Raw genomic sequence first — 17,686 nt, forward strand, 5'->3', positions numbered from 1 at the left:
CCTATGAGGACATCCAAAGTCGCTGGTTACGCTCCAGCCAGGGATTAACGCCGTCACGAAGGGCGAAATCCGGTGCTGGAATGTTCCGAGAAGACAACTGGTCGCGTCAATAACGGTTGCGACGTCGCCATGCGGAAAGGAGCACGATTATTTCCCAGGGTCCTGATGAACGCGCCGCGGCGCGCCGGCGGTTCGATCGCCAGGGGAACCGGCCGGCCTGTTGCGCCAGCCGAGCACTGTGATTTCGATGGGCTCGCCAGTGGCCGCGTTGCGCCAGCCGTCCCGCTCGAAACGGCAGAGAAAGGGAAGGACGTAGGTGCCGATATGGTCCTCGCAGAGGATCTCGACGAAGGCTCCCGCGGCTGGATGCTCGGTGGCGATGAAATCCGCGATCCGGAGGTTTCGAGTGACCATCATGCATCCTTTGAATCAGGCAAATTCATAATGATTGATCTGGAGCATATTCCGATCGGATTGAATCAATCCGATCGAGAAGAATATGCTCAAGCCTTTGAATCTGGAGCGATTTCTGATCGATCGCATGACTTCATGCGATCGGAAAGCGCTCGAGGCGGCTCACTGCTCCGTAGGAACGCGGCGTCCGGAGGCGGGACCTGCGTCCGGGCAGTAACAGGGGGAATCGGGCGAGCCCGGAGGCGCCTCGCAGGTTATCGGCTTTGCGCCGGCGAATTCTTCGACGACGCATTGCATGGCGGACGGATTGTCGTCCTGATTGTCGTCGTCGTCCGATAAAAGACCTTGGGCGAAGGAAGGACCTGGGGCGAATAAAGGACCGGGGGCAAAAGCGCCGGCGACCAAGCAGGCGATGATCGCGATCTTGAAATGACTGGCCATTCTCTCGCGCCCACGCTGAAGACACGGCCGCGACGCTGCGGCCGTGTAAATGATAAAGGTCAGGCCTGCTGAATCGCCGACAATGTCCAGTCGGCCGGCGCGCCGCCCGGACGGCGCGCAAAGGTCCAGATTTCCGTCGATATTTCCGGCGTCGTCGGATCGCCGGACACAACCTTGCCCGTCGCGCGATCGACCATCGTGTCGATCAGCGAAAAGCGGACGGCGACGCTCGCATAATCGCTGCCCGGCTCGCGCCAGGCCTCCGCAAGGTCGCCCTGGAGGAAGGTCACGTCGGAAATCTTGTTGACCAGTCCTTTTTTTGCCGTCGCTTCGATCTCCTCGGAGAAATAGGAGACCATCTCGGGCGTCGCCAGGCTCCGCAGCGCGGCGATGTCTTCCGCGCCATAGGCTTTCTGAACGAGGCTCAGCCGTTGTTCGAAAACATTGAAATCTGCGGGGCCGACTTCGAGCTTGGCGCTTGCGGCTGCTCCGCCGCCGAAGCCTCGAAGTCCTGAAAAGCCGGCTGCTGGCCCGGGACCGGGCGCCACGCCGCGATCGAACCCGGCCCCCTGATAGGCGGGTTGGCGCCCGCGCAGGAATCCCATCACGAATTTGAACAGCAGGAAGAGAAGACCGATCTGAAGCACGAGGCCCAGAATGGAGGTGAGGCCGCCGAGGCCGCCGCCGAATCCGTTGCCGAAGAGCATGCCGACGAGACCGGCGCCGACGAGGCCGCCGAGAAGGCCGCGTCCGAAGCCGCCGGACAGAAATCCGCCTGTGGTCGCGGCCGGAGATCTGGCGAAACCTTGCGAGAGGCCGGCCGAAGGGGAGCTCATCGAACGTTCGATCGGGGCCGCCGCGCGCGGCGCTGTCGTCGTGGACGGCGGCGCGCTGAAGGTGCGCGCTCCCCGGCTGCCGAACGAGCCGCCAAATCCGGGTTTGGCGAAGCCGTCAGCGGAGAAACCCAAAGCCAGGAGAGCGGCCAGGGAGAAAATCAAAGCTTTTTGGCGCATGGCCATGGTTTTGTCCTGAGGTTGCGCGAGCGTATCGCTGCCCACGTCGCATATATGGGCGATCCTGGCGGAAGTGCAAAGTCGGCGGCGGAAATCCGATCCTTTGGTTCGGGGGCGCATCTCCTTTGGTTCGGGGGCATGACGCGGCGCACGATGAAAATCGGCAGGCGGTTATGCTTTCGGCTTTCCAATCACTGTGTTAGAAGGCCGCAAACCCCGCCAATTCCGGCATCTGGCCGCGAGCGGGGACGAGAGAGTGAAACGAAATGAGCGAGCGGCGCCCGAGTTTTGAATATGAAGACCTGATTGCTTGCGGGCGGGGCGAATTGTTCGGTCCGGGCAATCCGCAATTGCCCTTGCCCCCGCTGTTGATGTTCGATCGCATCGCTGAATTGTCCGAAACTGGCGGACCGAGCGGAAAGGGCGTCGTGCGGGCGGAATTTGCGATCAAACCGGATTTATGGTTTTTCGGCTGCCATTTCAAAGGCGATCCGGTCATGCCGGGATGTCTTGGCCTTGACGCCCTCTGGCAATTGCTGGGCTTTTATCTGGGCTGGCTTGGCCTCAACGGGCGCGGCCGCGCGCTCGGCGTCGGAGAGGTCAAATTCACCGATCAGGTCCTTCCCAGCGTCCAGCGCGTCGTTTACGGGGTGGATCTGAAGCGCGTGTTCAAAACCAAGCTGATTCTGGGCATAGCGGACGGTTGGCTCGAGGCCGACGGGACCCGTATCTATGAGGCCAAGGATCTGAAGGTGGGCCTGTTCCAGGCGCCGGTCTGACTGGCGGCCGCCCTTTTCAGCTGGAATCGTTTGGCCTTTGCCGGCCGCTGCGCCTCTTCCGACGGAAGCGGCGAGACAGGAGATATTCATGAGACGGGTCGTCGTCACCGGAATGGGGATCGTTTCCTCGATCGGGAACAACAGCCAGGAGGTGCTCGCCTCCTTGCGCGAAGCAAAGTCCGGCATCGTCAAGGCGGATAAATACGCCGAGCTCGGGTTTCGCAGCCAGGTCCACGGCGCCCCGACGCTCGATCCCGAAGGCATGGTCGATCGCCGCGCGATGCGCTTCCACGCCGGCGGCACCGCCTGGTGCCATGTCGCGATGGATCAGGCGATTCTGGACGCGGGCCTTTCCCCCGAGGAGATTTCGCACGAGCGCACCGGCATCATCATGGGCTCGGGCGGCCCTTCCACGCGCACGCTCGTCGAGGCCGCCGACACCGCGCGCACGAAGGGGCCCAAAAAGATCGGGCCTTTCGCGGTGCCAAAAGCCATGTCCTCGACCTCGTCGGCGACGCTCGCCACCTGGTTCAAGATCAAGGGCGTGAATTATTCGATCTCATCGGCCTGCGCGACCTCCAACCATTGCATCGGCAACGCCTATGAAATGATTCAGTACGGCAAGCAGGACGTGATGTTCGCGGGCGGGTGCGAAGAGCTCGACTGGACGATGTCCGTCCTGTTCGACGCGATGGGGGCGATGTCGTCGTCCTACAACGACCGTCCCTCGGTCGCCTCCCGCGCCTATGACAAGAACAGGGACGGATTCGTCATCGCCGGCGGCGCTGGCGTGCTGGTCCTCGAGGAACTGGAGCGCGCCCGCGCCCGCGGCGCCAAAATCTACGCGGAGATCGCCGGCTATGGCCTGAGTTCGGACGGGCACGACATGGTGGCTCCGTCCGGCGAAGGCGCGGTGCGCTGCATGCGCATGGCGCTTGCAAATGTTTCGACGCCGATCGACTACATCAATCCCCATGCGACCTCGACTGGCATCGGCGATCTGAAAGAGATCGAGGCGATCCGGACCGTCTTCGGCTCGGGCGAAAAATCGCCGCCGCTCTCGGCGACCAAGTCGTTGACCGGGCATTCCCTTGGCGCGACCGGCGTCCAGGAAGCGGTCTATTCGCTGTTGATGATGCAAAGCGGCTTCATCTGCGAAAGCGCCAATATCGAGGAGCTTGACCCCGCTTTCGCCGATATGGACATCGTCCGCAAGCGCCGCGACAATGTTCAGTTGCGCGGCGTGCTCTCGAATTCGTTCGGCTTTGGCGGCACCAACGCCAGCATCGTCTTCAAGCATGTCGACGCCTGAACCGCCGGTCGCCGGCGCCGGCCTCCTGATGGCGGGCAAGCGCGGCCTCGTCATGGGCGTCGCGAACGATCACTCGATCGCATGGGGGATCGCCAAGGCGCTCGCCGGACAGGGCGCTGGTCTCGCCTTCACCTATCAGGGTGAGGCGCTCGGCAAACGGGTCAAGCCGCTTGCGGAGAGCCTTGGCTCGAGCCTCATCATGTCCTGCGACGTCGAGGATCTCGCCTCGGTCGACGCGACCTTCGCCGCACTCGAAAAAGCCTGGGGCAGCCTCGATTTCGTCGTCCATTGTCTCGCCTATTCCGACAAGGCGGGATTGAAGGGCCGTTACGCCGACACGACGAGGGAGAACTTTGTTCGCACCATGACGGTGTCCGCTTTCTCGTTCACGGAAGTGGCGAGCCGCGCCGCCGCCCTCATGCCCCGCGGCGGTTCGATGGTCACTTTGACCTTCGGCGGCGCGACGCGGGTGATGCCGAATTACAATGTGATGGGCGTCGCCAAGGCCGCGCTGGAGGCGAGCGTGCGCTATCTCGCCGCTGATTTCGGTCCGCAGGGCGTCCGGGTCAACGCCATCTCCGCGGGCCCCGTCCGGACTCTGGCGGGAGCCGGCATCACCGACGCCCGGTTCATGTTCAACTTCCAGAAATCGCATGCGCCGCTGCGCCGTAACGTCAACATTGTCGACGTCGGCGGTTCGGCCCTTTACCTCTTGTCCGACCTTTCGAGCGGCGTGACCGGCGAAATTCATTATGTCGACGCGGGCTACAATATTATTTCGATGCCGCATCCGGGCAATATGAAGGCGGACGCCGCGCCTGCGTCGGGAGAAGCCGCGGAATAGGCTCGCGCGGCGTCAAGGGCTTGTGCTTGTACGCGCGCTGACGTCATGCTATCTGCGCCGCAGACCCATCCCGGGCGCGTCGCGCGCGCCGCGAACCACGGAGAGGTGGCAGAGTGGTCGAATGCACCGCACTCGAAATGCGGCATAGGCGCAAGCCTATCGGGGGTTCGAATCCCTCCCTCTCCGCCATCCCCGCCATTTTCCCTCTATAGCCCTTATTCCCGCCGATTGCCGCATGACGCCAAGCGGTGCGGCGAACCGCCGATCCACGCTATTGCCCGATGCCTGCCTGTCTGAAACGGGGCTGCGGCGGCCTCTGAATTGGACAAAAGACCGCGCAAAATCGTTCGTGGCGCGCTTCCACAGAATTTCGTGGTGACTAAACGGAATTCATGTGATTTCCGACGAGGCGCAGGCTGCCAAAGCAGAACTGCCCTTTCGTCGCGATTGCCCCTTTGGTTGGCGCTCAGCTCGAAAGCGGGCATAGACGCAATGAGACAGCGGCCAAGAAAGAGGCGGAGATGCATCATACAGCGGATGATGAAGCGCTCATGCGTCGCGCAATTGCGCTTTCACAAGAGGCTATCTCCAACGCCTCCGGTCCGCCATTCGGCGCCGTCATCGCCTCCAATGGCAAGGTCATTGCGGAGGGGTTCAATTGTGTTCACGCCGATAATGATCCGACCGCGCACGCTGAGATCGTCGCCATCAGGAACGCATGCGCTGCAATGAGCAGCCCGTTTCTTGATGGTTGCGCCATCTACTCGAGTTCCGAGCCGTGCCCGATGTGTATGTCAGCGATTTATTGGTCGCGAATCTCTCGTGTCTATTTTTCGACCGATAGAGAAGCCGCCGCTGACGCCGGGTTTGACGATCGCCTTCTTTATGCCGAGCTACAAAAGCCAATCTTGATGCGTCAAGTCCGTATGCTGCGGATTATTCCACATGAGGGTCAACGCACATTTGATATTTGGCGGAAAAACGCGTTGATCGCTGTTCAAACAAAACTGAGCGACGAAGCTCTCCCAATCGAAGACTAGAGCGCTTTCCGATCGCATGAAGTCATGCGATCGATCAGAAATCGCGCCAGGGTCAAAAGCTTGAGCATGTTCTTGTCGATTGGAGGGATTCAATCCCATCGGAATATGCTTTAATTCGGCTGCCGGGTCGAGGAGGCTTCACGATGTGCCGCGGGTGTTTCAACCAGGTCTTTCTTCGCGACGAGTTTCATTCCGGCGGGATGGCCGGCCTGTTCGGCAAGGCGGCTGGCCTGCCCACAAGGCGCGCGTTCTTGGCCTATTCGGTCGGCGCGGCATCCGCGCTGAGCGCCCTCAACGCCGCGCCCGCGTTGGCGGCGAACGACGGCGCAGACCTGATTCTGCGCGGCGGGACGATCCGTCCGATGGCGGGCGCGCCGACCGTCTCGGCGGTCGCAGTCAAGGACGGCAAGGTGCTTGCTGTCGGCGATGAGGGCGCCCTTGCGGGTCTCAAGACCGGCGAAACCAAAATTGTCGATCTCGCTGGCAGAACGCTGTTTCCAGGTCTCATCGACCCGCACTGCCACACGATCCTCGCGTCGCTGATCTATGGATTGCTCGACGACGTCGGCTACGCCAAATATCCGATTCGGGAAAAGCTCCTCGCGCATCTGAAGCAGGAAGCGGCCGGCGCGCCGAAAGGGCGTTGGATCGTCGGCGCCAACTTCGACAACCTTCTGCAGGGAGGGGATCTTACCCGGGCGGATCTCGATGCGATCTCGACCGACCATCCGATCTTCATCTGCTACATCAATGGGCACGACGCCTGCGTCAACAGCGAGGCGCTGAAGATCGCGGGGATCTCCGAGGATGTCGGCGAACTGCCGGCCGGCGGCCATTTCGGCCACGGGCCCGACGGCAAGCTCAACGGCCTCGTCTACGAGGAAAGCGCGATGCTCAAATTCGCGGTCCATTTCCTCGGCAAGATCACGCCCGAGGTCGCGGCGAAGGCGATCACGGATTTCTCCCGGCACATGGCTTCCGTCGGCAACACGCTGCTGCATGAGCCCGGCACGATACGCTCGGACTGGATCGAGGCGTTCGCCAAGCTCTCGAATACGCTCGCCATCCGCACCAGCGCGAGCGTCATGTACGACGACATGAAGGGCCTTGCGCCCTTCCGCAGCCTTGGCCTCGGGCCGAAAGCCGCGAGCGTCGCCAATTCCCTCTTCTCGCTCTATGGCGTCAAGATCGTCGGCGACGGCTCCAACCAGACCGAAACCGGGGCGCAGACCAAACCCTATCTGAACTCGACCTCGAAAGGCTTTCCGAACTTCGACGCCGCCCGGATGAAACAGATGGTCGCCGACGTGAAGGCCTTCGGCATGCCGGTGCAGATCCACTGCAATGGCGACTACACGATCAATATCGCGCTCGACGCGATCGAGGCAACCTACGCGGGCTCGACCGAGCTTGGCGTCTGCCGGATCGAGCATTCGACGATGGCGCGGCCCGACCAGATTCAGCGCATGAAGCGGCTCAACGTGCAGCCGACCTTCCTGATGAACCATGTGCGCTACTACGGCGCCGCCTATCGAGACCAGATTTTCGGGCCTGAACGCGCCGCCTTCATGGACCCCGCCGGGGCTTGCGTGAAAGCGGGCCTTCCCTTCACGCTCCATACCGATGGTCCCTGTTCGCCGCCGGGGCCGCTCGCGCTCATCAGCACGGCGATGACCCGACGCTGCATCATCGACAATTCCGTCGTCGGTCCCGATCAGGCCATTTCGCTCGATGATGCGATCCGAGCCGTGACGATCGACGCCGCGCGCCAGCTCGGCCAGGGCGATCGCCTCGGCTCGCTGGAAAAGGGCAAGGACGCGGATTTCACGATTCTTGAAAGCGATCCCTACACAATGAGCCCGGACGCGATCGCCAACATCAAGGTCAGCGAGACATGGGTTGCGGGGGAGCGGAAGTTCTCGGCTTGAGCTTGCGCGTCGAGGCGCCCGGCGTCTCTCCTCTGCGCCGAGTTGATCAAGTGCGAGCCACCGATCGGCGCAATCGCGGGTCCAAGAACTTTGGGGTCCAAGAACTTTGGGACAAACCTCTGGGGAGTTCGCGCCCGCGGCGCGGTGTTGGTGAAGGCGTAGTGTAGGCGAAGGCGCGGTCTTGGCGAAAAGTGCACCGAGACAAAAAAGAAAAAAGGCCCCGTAGCGCGAGGCTAAACGGGGCCGCTCGACTTCGACCTGCGAAGTCCTCCGGGATTTTCCAGATCTAACAGGGTGCGCATTGCGCTTGGCCTTCGCGCAACGCTTCCCGTTAGGGGTGATAGCAATGTGGCGGGTTCAGAAATCAGCGCTGATATCTTCGCCACGCCGGCGACCTGACGAAGGTCAGAGTGTATGCCAAGGTGGAGTCATGCTCCCTCGCACGCTTCTTCCTCGAAGGGACTGGGCTGCCGCAACGACAGCTGCAGCCCCGCTCATTGCGCCTGGATTCGAGGTCCCGCTCGATCAGCTGGCCGAGACAATCAGGCGGTTCACCTGACTTCACCGCTGCAATGTAGAGCTATGCTGAACCTCCAGATCGCGTGGGTCAATCAAAAAAGAGGGCCCTGCGACAATTCGACGACTCAGAAACAGTTCTGGTATCCGTCCCCTCGAAAAACGCCGGATGATGCGTCGCCAGCGGCGCTTCAGACAATGGATCTGCGCTACATCTCATCGGCGGCCCAAAGCGCCTCGCGGCAGGGAGACCGCCGTCGCGGGCAATCAGCAAAGAAAGCTGGATTTGAACTGCGCCAGCTTCTCCGGGGTGTCGAGGCCGCGCTCCACCGGCCACGCGTTTTGATGAAACCAGGAGTTCACCTCGCGCGTGCGTTCCTTGCCTTGAAGAAACCAGCGTTTGGAGCCGTCAGGAGAGACAATTGCCGGCCCATCCTCGCGGTGCACAATGCCGTTATCGATCCACAGCCTCGTGTCGACGTAGAGATAAAGGCCCGCCTTTCTCGACATGTCGTCCTGGTTGATTTCGTCGACGATCGTGACGTTCGTCATGATTTCACTTTGCCTTCCCTGGTTCGCCAGCCCTTGTTCGGTAAGCTCGCCGCTGTGCATGTTGACGCGACCGCGAAACAGCATTCCGGCGCGAAATCCGGCTTTAATCTTCGCCGCTCGACCTTCTTTGGACGAGAGCTTTCTCAACAATAGCCCGACAGTTCAGGAGACGTCGATATTCATCGGCGTTCACCATGACCATCTCCGCGGAAGGCGCTCCCTCCAGCGGCGCCGCGGCGGCGTCGAGGGCTTCGCACAGGGCTTTTTCGAGTTGATAGATCTGCTCGCTTGCCCGCTCGAGATAGGGAACAGGATTCGAAACGACATTGGCCTCGTGCAAGGCGTCCAAGGTCAACAGCGATGTGAACTGGCGCACCGTTTCACGCTTTTTCTTTCCGAACTCGTGCTCGATAACGCTCATATCTCCTCTCCATGTTCGATCCGGCGGCCGTTTTGCGCAGCGTTCCCGCGCGACATCGGCGACCGGCGCATCATTCTGCGCCGGTCCTCGCCGGACCTCAATGGCTTCCAGTCGGCGGGAGGAGGCCGGGAGCGGCGTCAGGCGCCCTCGCCCGCGCAGACCTCGGCGAGGATGTCGACGGCCAAATCGATGTCGCTCTCCTCGACGCTCAGAGGCGGAAAGATGCCGAGAACGGACCCCATGACGCGCGTCAGAAGCCCCCGTTCGGCGAGTTTGGCGCGTAACGGTTCGGCCTCGCGGGCGCAGAGAAGTCCCTGCATGAGGCCGACGCCGCGCAGCCCTTTGAACATGTCGCTGCGTTGACGGACGAGCGCGCCGAGCCTGTCCTCGAGCCGCCAGGCCCGGTTCTGCACGCGTTCTTCGAATCCCGGCGCCGACAGGACGTCCATCATCGCATGCGCCGCGGCGATCGCCGCGGGATCGGCTGGCGGAAGGTTCGCTGGCGCGCCCTGCGCGACTTTTCGCGTGGCGACTAGAGCCGCCAGCGGCAAGGAGTTTCCAAGCCCACGCGTCGAGATCATCAAATCCGGGGTGACGCCGGTCCATTCGTGAGCCCAGACCATCCCGGAGCGCCCCAGGCCGCAGAACGTTTCGTCGAAGGCGAGAACGAGCCCGTATTCGTCCGCCATTTCGCGCAGTCCCGCGAGCAATCTTCCGTCGAGCACGTCGAGGCCGTTCCCGGTCCTGACCGGCGCAATGAGAACCCCGGCCGTGTTCGGCTTGATCGCTCCGGACAAGGCGCCAAGATCGTCCGTCTGAAGGAGCGTGACCTCGTCGTCGCCCTCAAGACCCGCAGGCGCCGGGCCGGAAGCGGCGGAGGCGCCCGCGCAGACGATCAGGCGCCGCCGCTTGGGGCGCCCGGCAGCCTGGTGCGAGCGGCGGATGGCGTCGATCGCGGTCCTCCACGCCACGGCCTCGGAGGGCAGCAGGAACGCCCGGTCGCCGAAAGACAGAGCGATCAGCTTTTCGATGAGGCCTCCGGCGCTTCCTGGCGCCTCCTGATCGAGGCCGGATGAAAGGGCCGCGGCGTCGGGCGGATCAGCGGCTTGCGCCACGCTCGCCTCAACTCCGCCGAACGCGCCAGAAAAATCGAACTGGCGCGCTTCGTACGCGCCATCGTCTGAGGGCGGCTCGAGAATTTCGGCGGCCCCGGGTGGAGATGGCGATGAGCCCGACATGTTTCCTGCGGTTCCTGAGAGATTTCCCTGCGGTTCCTCGAAAGCAGCCGCCGTCAACACGAATCGAGAAAATTGCGCTATCCCGCTTTTCTCGACGTTCTCGGCTTTGCGGCCGGCTGCTTCGGCGCGGCGGCCTTCGGCGGTCCTTTCCCTGTGATCGGAAGCAGCATTTCGCCCTGACCTTCCATTTTCCTGCGCGGCTTTTTCGATTTTGAAGGGGGAGCCGTTTTCGGCTCGGCGGCGAGGCTGCGCTTGAGCGCCTCCATCAAGTTGATGACGTTTGGATTTTCCGGGGAGGCGGCCTTGATTTGCTTTGCCGGCGCTCCGGCCTGTTTGGACCTCAGCATCGCGACCATGGCCTCTTCGTAGCGGTCCTTGAACTGCGAGGGTTCGAAATCAGCGGTCTTTGAGTCGAGGATGTGCTCCGCCAGTTTCAGCATGTCCGGCGGAATGACGAGATCGGGAAGATCGCCAAAATAGAGGGAGGCGTCGCGGATCTCATAGGCGAAGCGCAGCATCACGCCCAGAAGGCCTTTGTCCCAGGGCTGTAGCATCATGACGCGCTCGCGCTTGGCGAGCGTCACCCGGCCGATGGCGACCATGCCCTTGCCGCGCATGGCCTCGCGGATCACGGCAAAGGCGTCCTGTCCGACGCGGTCGTCTGGAACGAGATAATACGGACTCTCAAGGAAGCGCTCGTCGATCTGGACGCGCGGAACGAAACTGTCAATGTCGATGGTATGGTTGCTCTCGATGGCGATCGCGTCGATGTCCTCGTCATCGACGGCGACATAGGTATTCTTGGCGATTTCAAAGCCCCGGCCTTTGTCCGCCGTCTCCACGACCTCCCCGGTTTCCTCATCGACCATCTGCTGTTTCAGCCGGTTGCCGGTCTTCCTGTTGATCTGCTTGAACGCCACGCGCTCGGTGGAAGACGCCGCGCTATAGAGCGCGATCGGACAGGACACGAGCGAGAGCTTGAGATAGCCCTTCCAGTAAGGACGAGACGGGGCCATTGGGCGCTCCTGCAACGAAAGGCCGCAATAGTCTGAGCGCTTCGGCGGAAGAGTCAATCGCCTCTCCAGCGAGGGCGACAACGTTGGACTGAGGCCGTGCCGGGTTGGCTCCGGGAGCCGATCGTTACTGTCCTTGCGGACCTGAGGCCAAGCTCTATGAGCTTGAGCGTAGAAGCCAGAAACGTTGACCGCGAAATTTCGCTAAAAGGCGGCTCTCTCATCGAGCCGCTTGCGCCCGTCGGCCGCAATTCTCCGCTCGCCGGTTGCTGGGTTGAAGCGCTTCGACCGGGACCGCGCGTTCGAGGAACGACGCGCGGCGTTCGGATTCCCGTCCCGATCGTTGCACAGCTCTTTGTGTTTGCGGCGGCGCTCCTGCCGGCCGCTCCGGGCGAAAAAACAGCCTGATGTTGGTTTCAGCTCGTCAGGTCCGCCGGGAGTTTCCCCCCGTTGGCGGCGATCTTCGCCATAACCTCCTTGTGGAGCCAGATATTCATCGACGCGGAATCGTTCGTGTCGCCGCTGTAGTGCAGTTCCGAAGCAAGCTGCTTGCGAGCGGCGAGACTGCTGTCCAGCCCCAAAAGTTTCATCAGATCGACGATTGACTTGCGCCAGTCGAGGGTCTCGGGGGTCTTCTCGTCGAGGGAATCGAGAATGGCGGCCACGTCCACCGATCCAGCGGGAACGGCGGGCGTCGCCGTTGATCCTGCCGCGGAGGATGCGGGCGCGGTCGTGGCGGCGACGGTCGTCGAACCGGGCGCTGCAGCCGCCGCGTCGGGCGCTTTGTGAGCGCCGAAAATTTTCCCCATGATGCTTGCGAAAATGCTCATCGTCCGCTCCTTTTCTGGAATGGTCGCGTTATCTTAATCGAAACCGCCGGGCTTCGATGCGGCCCGGCGGCGCCTGGAGCGCGCTTTCCGGGCGAATGTGATCATTCGGTCGATCAGAAATCGCTGCGGATTCAAAAACTGTAGGACAATGTGACGACAGCCTCAGGCGACCGGCGGCTTGCCGTCCGGAGTGGCCTTGTCGATGGCGGCCGGCAGATGCTGAGCCAGGTAATCAGCGGCCTTGTCGAGCGGGATCCCGGTCGACGCGGCGATTTCCTTCAGTTTCTCGGAGCCTAGCGCCTGTTTGATATCGTCGGCGCTGATCGGCAGATTGGGGCCGGTGCTGATCCACGATTTGACCTGCTGGCCATAGCCGGTTTTCTCGAGTTCCGCGACGACTCCGTCAAAGCCGCCGTGCTTCTCGAGGTATCCCTTGACTACGGATAAAGCCTCGGCGCCGACGACGCCGCCCAGAATTCCCTGCAACCACCCCATATGTTTCTCCTTCTTCGAAAAGAGCCGCCCGACCCTTGTAGGCTCGAACAAGCAAGGCGCCGCATCTGATCCGCAGATATCTCCAGGCCGGCGTTTCCTATAACATGAGATCCTACAACATTTGGCCAGGCCGGGATGATCAAGCGGGACGATCAAGATTGTGGTCGTCAGGCAAACCTGACCCGGGCGATGCCAGATCACACTATCCCGAAAGCGCCAATGCGCAAAGTCTTCCCGGGGTGAGCATCAGGACCGCGGCGGGCTGCAAGACGCTGGGCGCGCTGTTACGCTCACGGTTAATCCCATGGGTTTGAAGAATTTGCTGATATGTAAAGGATTGTAGATATGCGAAAATTAGTTTTTCTTATCGCCTGCGCTCACGCTTCGGTTCACGCTGCATTTGCGCCGCCCGCGAACGCGAAAGTGATAATTTCCGTCGACCTCGACGCTCAGGAAATGACGGTCACCAAGGCCAACGGCGACAGTCTGGTCTGGAAGGTTTCGAGCGGGCGCGAGGGGTTCGAAACGCCGACGGGCTCCTTTACGGTTCAGCGGATGGACGCCAATCATTTCTCCGACGAATACGATCAATCGCCGATGCCCTATTCCATCTTCTTTTCACAAGGCGCGGCGATCCATGGCTCCAGTCATGGCGGTCTCGGCCGCGCCGCGTCGCACGGTTGCATCCGCCTGTCGGTCCCGCACGCCAGGCTGCTCTATTCGTGGGTCGAACGCTACGGGGCGACGATCGAAATCAGCGGCGCGGCGAGCCAGACCGCGAACATCGATCGAGACGATGACGGCGGTCGGGCCCCCAAGCATCGGCGCAGGAAAAGGCGCTTCTACAGCCCCTTCGGATCCCCCTCCGAATCGCCGTGGGAGACTGATTATTCGCCTCAATGAGGCCGCGCCCGGCCTTGCCCTTATGGCTTCGCCGCGTCGGGAGGCGTGATAGGCTGCGGCGGCGAGCTTAACAGCGGAAGGCTCACCAGCACCGGCAGGCCAAGATCATGTTCCACTGCTTCCTGCGAGAGATAACCGCGACGGAAAACGTTTGACAGAATCGTGGCGAGGAACCCAGCAAAGCACGTCAACAAGATGCCGGCGGCGAAGACAACCAGGCGCACATTGGTCGGGGCCACCGGCGTCTCGGCCTCCTGGATGACGCGGACGTTCGCGGTCTTCTTGGCGATGACGTCCTCCTGAAGCGCGCGATCGTCCAGCGCCTTGACCACCGAGCGGAAATTCTCGTCGACCAGCTTGCGTTTTCTGTCGAGACGCTCCAGCTCGAATTCTTTCTCTTCGAGACTTTTCAGTTCATCGTCGAGCTTGGCCAGTTGCGACACATCCGCGCCGTGGCGCGCCTTGGCGGCTTCAAGTTCCTGTTGCACGCGGCTGCGGTCCACTTCGAGGGTGTCGAGGACCACAGTGCGGGCGCGGGGCAGCACCCTCTGGACGTTTCGATATTGCACGACGTCCTTTGGCAATTTATCGAATTCTTGTTGCAGCACCGCCAGGCGCTGGGTGGCCTGCGCCAGACTGCGATCGGCCTGCTGGAGATCCTGGGAGGTGTTGCTTTTTTCGCGCAGCAGAAACTGACGCTGCGTGCCGTAATCGGATATATTGTTCTTCGCCTTGAATTCGGCGTAGTCGCGGCCCGCCTGATCGAGTTCGGCTCGCAGCGCTTCCGCCTGACCGGACAGGGCCTTCGTTTGGGTATCGCGCAACAGCTCCTGTCGTTTGGCGAGATAGGCGCTGATCTGTTCATTCACGACTTCCGCGGCGACGACAGGGTCGGAATTGCGGAAACTCACGACGATGATATTGCCGGCCTTGTCGGGAGCGGCGGTCAAATCCTTGGCGAACTTTTGGGCGGCGATATCGAGGGGTTCGATGACGCGCGGCGGAGCGGCGCTCGAGCCGAAAAAAGCGCCGACATCGCCGGGGATTGCGGAGAGAAACCTGGAGAAGCGCGCAAGCAAACCCGGCGGTTTCAGGAAGTCAGGATAGACGCGTTCCAGTCCGACCTTTCGCAAGGTCTCCTTTTCGAGCGTCGGGCTTGTCAGGATTTCAACCTCATTCTTGAGGACGGCGTCTCGCTCCAGCACGATGGCGGCCGATTTCGCATCGTCGCCTGCTGCGCGCGGCGAATATTCCGACGACAAAAGCACCAGCAAGGTCGCATTAGCGACGAATGTAGGTTTGATGAGTAAAATGATCGCGAGCGTGAGTCCGAGAGTCGCCGCCATGGCCAAAAGAATGCGCCGCCAACTTTTGACAAAGCCGTCGAGGATCCAGCGCAACAGGGAGGCTTCGGGCCTCAGGAAGCTCGAATCGACCATATCCTGCTGTCGGCCGGCCCTGGCCGCAGCTTGAGTGTATGAAGCAACGTCCTGCCTTCTGATCAAATCGGACATTGTGTATCCTTGCGCCTCGGTGAATCCTTGCGCCTCGGGGTCCCGCCGCGGCCCCTTGCAGCCTTAATCCGATGAACCCGTCGCTTTGGCCAGATCGGGGAAATACATTGAAAATGCTCCCATCTTCCGGCGGGCGACGCTCTCGACTCGCGGGTTGATGGCGGTTATATGAATGACAGATAGATATTCGTCATTAATTTATAACTCTCTTCCATAAACGTCCAGCATGACGTCGGGCTTTTGAAATGCGCTTGTCTGTCGGCTCTTTTTGGCGGCGGGACTAATGATAAAAGCGGTCGAGGAAATTGGCGTCGCCGATCTTGATTCGGCAATTCTGGACAATCAGCTGGTGCCATGGAGGTCCGACGCGTCGCATCCGCAAATTTCGGAATTCGTCCAGCTGTTTCATGCGATCGATTCATTGAATACGGGGCATCAGCCCTATATTCTTCAATTCGTCGGCTCTGTTCCTGGCGAAGGCGTGAGTACGGTCGCGTCAAGCTTTGTCGAGATAGCTGCTTCACAGGCCGGAAATCCGGTTCTTTTGATCGATTGCAATCCGAGCGCGTCCAATACGCCAGGATCGCTCTCCTTGATTGATTCCTTCCTACAAACCGGCCGGATCAACGAAGCAATTCATGCGGCTCCAGGCCACCTCGGCATCGGGATCGCGCGACTTTCGACGACGAAGGACGCGCGATTGAACATTAACGCCGCCAGTCTCGGCAACCTGTTCAAATTGGCCAGGAAAATCTTTCCGATCGTTGTCCTCGATTGTCCTCCCGTCAGTCTCTCTCCCGAATCTCTCGCCCTCGCCCGCTTTTGCAACTGCACGGTTCTGGTGATTGACGCGGAGACGACCTCGCGCAAGGCGGTCGCCGAAACGAAGCAGGCGATCGAGCGCTTCGATGGACAAATCGTCGGCGTCGTTTTCAATCGCTCCAAAACCTACCTTCCGCGCTGGCTGAGCGGCTGGCTCTGATAACGAGTTTCGCAGGACAAGCCGGGCGCCGCCGATGCGCTCAAGGGCGGTCTATCATCGAAACGCGGGCGTTGCGTTTGCCCGAGCCAAAAGCGTCGCCTGTCGGACCGTCTCGTTCAAGGCTGTCGGCGAGACAGGCGCCGATCCATGTGAAAAGAAACAGACAGGGCAGCGTGAGGTTGGACAGGGTCTCATACCTGCAGAAGATTGCGAGACAGAGCGCCAGCCCGAGGCCGACAAGCATGCGATCGCGGCGAGGGTCGCCGTAAGCCAGGCGCCTCAGGCGCCAGGCCAGAGCCGCCAATGTCGCGGCGAGAGCGAAGAAAAACGCGGCGAGCGTCGGCGCTCCCCCGGTATAGGCGAGACCGTAAATCGTGGAGTGGCTTCCGATGGGGAGCACTTCTCTTTTATGAACGGATTCGCCGATCCAGCCGTGTCCGATGAGCGGCGATTGAAGAAATCCCTCCCAGCTTTTCTCATAGATCAACTCTCGGGCGAGGCTCGATCCGGCGCGGGCGCCGTTGATTTCATCCCGCAGCAGCTTCACCGTTTCGATCGGATCAAATCCGTTAATGCTGGCGATGAAAAAGCCTACAATGGCAAGGCCGACGACGACAATGCGCCACCGCAACGGCAGTTTGAGAAAAACGAGGAGCGCCCCGACCGCCACGAGAGTCGCGATGGCGATGCGGCTCTTGCTGAACACGACTGCGACGAGCCCGCCGCCGACGCCGACGAAACGCCGCCGCAGATCGCGTTCGAGAGCGCTGATGAATGTGATCGCGAGGCCGCCAAGGCCAAGCCCTGTGGTCCATGGGAAAAACAAAATCAGCCGCATCGAGGCTTCGCCGAGGGTCTCCTCGGACTGAAAGACCGAGGTCACGGTGTAGAATGACACCGAAGGGCTGCTCGGAAGGATCAATCCCAGCGGCGTTGGCCACAATTCGAGTTCCCGCATCCCGAAGGCGCGAGCGACGGCGGCGATCGCGCCAAGAATGATGATATAGCCGCCGACCATGGTCATCGCCCTGATGGTCCTGGCGTCGTCGAGGCGATGAGCCGCCCCGGCTGCTATAGCCAGCGCGCCGAAGACCCAACCGAAAACGCCAAACCCGAAGGCGTTTCCAAATCCCTTGGCGAAGTCGTCGATGGCGATCCCGTTGAGGATGGCGGCGCAGGCCGCCGAAACGCCGATAGCGATCCAGCTGTAGACGACGAGATTGACAAGGGCGCCGCGCGGCCAGCGCTCGTAGGCGAGCTTGCCGAGCATCAGCGCTCCCGCTGGCGTCAATACGCCAAGGCCCCAAAGCACGGGGATGCCGCGCAAAAACGCATCGAACATCGTCGCGCCGCGGAGCCATTCGATCTCAAGCGGACGAAACCGCCGCCCGGCGGGGCGGGGCGGGCGGCGCGCGACGGATTCGCCGTACCGCATCACTTCAGTGATCCTC

Annotated in this window: 18 protein-coding genes and 1 tRNA gene; 8 read left to right on the forward strand and 11 right to left on the reverse strand. The window is 61.5% G+C overall.

The window, feature by feature from the left end:
- Positions 1 to 147 precede the first annotated feature (147 nt).
- From BM177_RS11545 to BM177_RS11555, 3 genes are all read right to left on the reverse strand, one after another.
- Positions 148 to 414 carry a hypothetical protein gene (locus tag BM177_RS11545; RefSeq protein ID WP_091682587.1) on the reverse strand — a complete coding sequence of 89 codons (267 nt, stop codon included), beginning with the start codon at positions 412 to 414 and terminating at the stop codon, positions 148 to 150.
- Positions 415 to 576: 162 nt separating this feature from the next.
- Positions 577 to 855 carry a hypothetical protein gene (locus BM177_RS11550; protein WP_091682437.1) on the reverse strand — a complete coding sequence of 93 codons (279 nt, stop codon included), beginning with the start codon at positions 853 to 855 and terminating at the stop codon, positions 577 to 579.
- A gap of 59 nt (positions 856 to 914) precedes the next feature.
- Entirely contained in the window at positions 915 to 1,874 is a 960-nt protein-coding gene (locus BM177_RS11555) for a Tim44 domain-containing protein (protein ID WP_091682590.1), read from the reverse strand.
- 260 nt (positions 1,875 to 2,134) lie between these two features.
- Between BM177_RS11555 and fabA the strand changes: the two genes are divergently transcribed.
- From fabA to BM177_RS11585, 6 genes are all read left to right on the forward strand, one after another.
- A complete protein-coding gene (gene fabA / locus BM177_RS11560) occupies positions 2,135 to 2,647 on the forward strand; it encodes a bifunctional 3-hydroxydecanoyl-ACP dehydratase/trans-2-decenoyl-ACP isomerase (RefSeq protein WP_091682439.1) in 513 nt (170 codons plus the stop codon).
- A gap of 88 nt (positions 2,648 to 2,735) precedes the next feature.
- Positions 2,736 to 3,959: a beta-ketoacyl-ACP synthase I gene (gene fabB, locus BM177_RS11565; protein WP_091682593.1), complete on the forward strand. Its 1,224-nt coding sequence runs from the start codon at positions 2,736 to 2,738 to the stop codon at positions 3,957 to 3,959.
- The gene (fabI, locus tag BM177_RS11570; RefSeq protein ID WP_091682440.1) at positions 3,946 to 4,803 is read left to right on the forward strand and encodes an enoyl-ACP reductase FabI; all 858 of its coding nucleotides are present in this window, start codon (positions 3,946 to 3,948) and stop codon (positions 4,801 to 4,803) included. Before fabB ends, fabI begins: the two co-directional genes overlap by 14 nt.
- Positions 4,804 to 4,902: 99 nt before the next feature.
- Positions 4,903 to 4,992: transfer RNA gene (locus tag BM177_RS11575), tRNA-Ser, on the forward strand.
- A 332-nt stretch (positions 4,993 to 5,324) separates the two neighbouring features.
- Positions 5,325 to 5,843, forward strand: a complete 519-nt coding sequence (locus tag BM177_RS11580) for a nucleoside deaminase (protein ID WP_091682597.1) — start codon at positions 5,325 to 5,327, stop codon at positions 5,841 to 5,843.
- A gap of 143 nt (positions 5,844 to 5,986) precedes the next feature.
- Positions 5,987 to 7,771, forward strand: a complete 1,785-nt coding sequence (locus tag BM177_RS11585; RefSeq protein ID WP_091682443.1) for an amidohydrolase — start codon at positions 5,987 to 5,989, stop codon at positions 7,769 to 7,771.
- A gap of 783 nt (positions 7,772 to 8,554) precedes the next feature.
- Here the strand turns inward: BM177_RS11585 and BM177_RS11590 are convergent.
- From BM177_RS11590 to BM177_RS11620, 6 genes are all read right to left on the reverse strand, one after another.
- Positions 8,555 to 8,923, reverse strand: coding sequence for an aldehyde dehydrogenase (locus BM177_RS11590; protein ID WP_244532276.1), 369 nt, complete (start codon positions 8,921 to 8,923; stop codon positions 8,555 to 8,557).
- 19 nt (positions 8,924 to 8,942) lie between these two features.
- Positions 8,943 to 9,260: a hypothetical protein gene (locus BM177_RS11595; protein WP_091682446.1), complete on the reverse strand. Its 318-nt coding sequence runs from the start codon at positions 9,258 to 9,260 to the stop codon at positions 8,943 to 8,945.
- A gap of 137 nt (positions 9,261 to 9,397) precedes the next feature.
- Entirely contained in the window at positions 9,398 to 10,498 is a 1,101-nt protein-coding gene (locus tag BM177_RS11600; RefSeq protein ID WP_091682603.1) for an aminotransferase class III-fold pyridoxal phosphate-dependent enzyme, read from the reverse strand.
- A 77-nt stretch (positions 10,499 to 10,575) separates the two neighbouring features.
- Positions 10,576 to 11,514: a non-homologous end joining protein Ku gene (gene ku / locus BM177_RS11605; protein WP_091682449.1), complete on the reverse strand. Its 939-nt coding sequence runs from the start codon at positions 11,512 to 11,514 to the stop codon at positions 10,576 to 10,578.
- Between the two features lie 413 nt (positions 11,515 to 11,927).
- The gene (locus BM177_RS11615) at positions 11,928 to 12,341 is read right to left on the reverse strand and encodes a DUF3597 domain-containing protein (protein WP_091682453.1); all 414 of its coding nucleotides are present in this window, start codon (positions 12,339 to 12,341) and stop codon (positions 11,928 to 11,930) included.
- 162 nt (positions 12,342 to 12,503) lie between these two features.
- Positions 12,504 to 12,836: a YidB family protein gene (locus BM177_RS11620; protein ID WP_091682605.1), complete on the reverse strand. Its 333-nt coding sequence runs from the start codon at positions 12,834 to 12,836 to the stop codon at positions 12,504 to 12,506.
- Positions 12,837 to 13,181: 345 nt separating this feature from the next.
- Between BM177_RS11620 and BM177_RS11625 the strand changes: the two genes are divergently transcribed.
- The gene (locus tag BM177_RS11625) at positions 13,182 to 13,739 is read left to right on the forward strand and encodes a L,D-transpeptidase (protein ID WP_091682456.1); all 558 of its coding nucleotides are present in this window, start codon (positions 13,182 to 13,184) and stop codon (positions 13,737 to 13,739) included.
- A 20-nt stretch (positions 13,740 to 13,759) separates the two neighbouring features.
- Here BM177_RS11625 and BM177_RS11630 read toward each other — a convergent pair whose 3' ends face one another.
- Entirely contained in the window at positions 13,760 to 15,253 is a 1,494-nt protein-coding gene (locus tag BM177_RS11630; protein ID WP_091682458.1) for a GumC family protein, read from the reverse strand.
- A gap of 283 nt (positions 15,254 to 15,536) precedes the next feature.
- On the opposite strand from BM177_RS11630, the gene BM177_RS11635 reads away from it, so the two are divergent.
- The gene (locus BM177_RS11635; RefSeq protein ID WP_091682460.1) at positions 15,537 to 16,235 is read left to right on the forward strand and encodes a P-loop NTPase family protein; all 699 of its coding nucleotides are present in this window, start codon (positions 15,537 to 15,539) and stop codon (positions 16,233 to 16,235) included.
- Positions 16,236 to 16,275: 40 nt separating this feature from the next.
- On the opposite strand, the gene BM177_RS11640 is transcribed toward BM177_RS11635, so the two are convergent.
- Positions 16,276 to 17,670: an O-antigen ligase family protein gene (locus BM177_RS11640; RefSeq protein ID WP_091682463.1), complete on the reverse strand. Its 1,395-nt coding sequence runs from the start codon at positions 17,668 to 17,670 to the stop codon at positions 16,276 to 16,278.
- Positions 17,671 to 17,686 lie beyond the last annotated feature (16 nt).

Origin of the sequence: Methylocapsa palsarum (genome assembly GCF_900114285.1) — a bacterium.
GTDB lineage: Bacteria > Pseudomonadota > Alphaproteobacteria > Rhizobiales > Beijerinckiaceae > Methylocapsa > Methylocapsa palsarum.

Bases quoted from the DNA above. Each gene is read 5' to 3' on its own strand.
- BM177_RS11545 (WP_091682587.1), bottom strand. From the start codon at position 414: ATGGTCACTCGAAACCTCCGGATCGCGGATTTCATCGCCACCGAGCAT.
- BM177_RS11550 (WP_091682437.1), bottom strand. From the start codon at position 855: ATGGCCAGTCATTTCAAGATCGCGATCATCGCCTGCTTGGTCGCCGGC.
- BM177_RS11555 (WP_091682590.1), bottom strand. From the start codon at position 1,874: ATGGCCATGCGCCAAAAAGCTTTGATTTTCTCCCTGGCCGCTCTCCTG.
- fabA (WP_091682439.1), top strand. From the start codon at position 2,135: ATGAGCGAGCGGCGCCCGAGTTTTGAATATGAAGACCTGATTGCTTGC.
- fabB (WP_091682593.1), top strand. From the start codon at position 2,736: ATGAGACGGGTCGTCGTCACCGGAATGGGGATCGTTTCCTCGATCGGG.
- fabI (WP_091682440.1), top strand. From the start codon at position 3,946: ATGTCGACGCCTGAACCGCCGGTCGCCGGCGCCGGCCTCCTGATGGCG.
- BM177_RS11580 (WP_091682597.1), top strand. From the start codon at position 5,325: ATGCATCATACAGCGGATGATGAAGCGCTCATGCGTCGCGCAATTGCG.
- BM177_RS11585 (WP_091682443.1), top strand. From the start codon at position 5,987: ATGTGCCGCGGGTGTTTCAACCAGGTCTTTCTTCGCGACGAGTTTCAT.
- BM177_RS11590 (WP_244532276.1), bottom strand. From the start codon at position 8,923: ATGCTGTTTCGCGGTCGCGTCAACATGCACAGCGGCGAGCTTACCGAA.
- BM177_RS11595 (WP_091682446.1), bottom strand. From the start codon at position 9,260: ATGAGCGTTATCGAGCACGAGTTCGGAAAGAAAAAGCGTGAAACGGTG.
- BM177_RS11600 (WP_091682603.1), bottom strand. From the start codon at position 10,498: ATGTCGGGCTCATCGCCATCTCCACCCGGGGCCGCCGAAATTCTCGAG.
- ku (WP_091682449.1), bottom strand. From the start codon at position 11,514: ATGGCCCCGTCTCGTCCTTACTGGAAGGGCTATCTCAAGCTCTCGCTC.
- BM177_RS11615 (WP_091682453.1), bottom strand. From the start codon at position 12,341: ATGAGCATTTTCGCAAGCATCATGGGGAAAATTTTCGGCGCTCACAAA.
- BM177_RS11620 (WP_091682605.1), bottom strand. From the start codon at position 12,836: ATGGGGTGGTTGCAGGGAATTCTGGGCGGCGTCGTCGGCGCCGAGGCT.
- BM177_RS11625 (WP_091682456.1), top strand. From the start codon at position 13,182: ATGCGAAAATTAGTTTTTCTTATCGCCTGCGCTCACGCTTCGGTTCAC.
- BM177_RS11630 (WP_091682458.1), bottom strand. From the start codon at position 15,253: ATGTCCGATTTGATCAGAAGGCAGGACGTTGCTTCATACACTCAAGCT.
- BM177_RS11635 (WP_091682460.1), top strand. From the start codon at position 15,537: ATGATAAAAGCGGTCGAGGAAATTGGCGTCGCCGATCTTGATTCGGCA.
- BM177_RS11640 (WP_091682463.1), bottom strand. From the start codon at position 17,670: ATGCGGTACGGCGAATCCGTCGCGCGCCGCCCGCCCCGCCCCGCCGGG.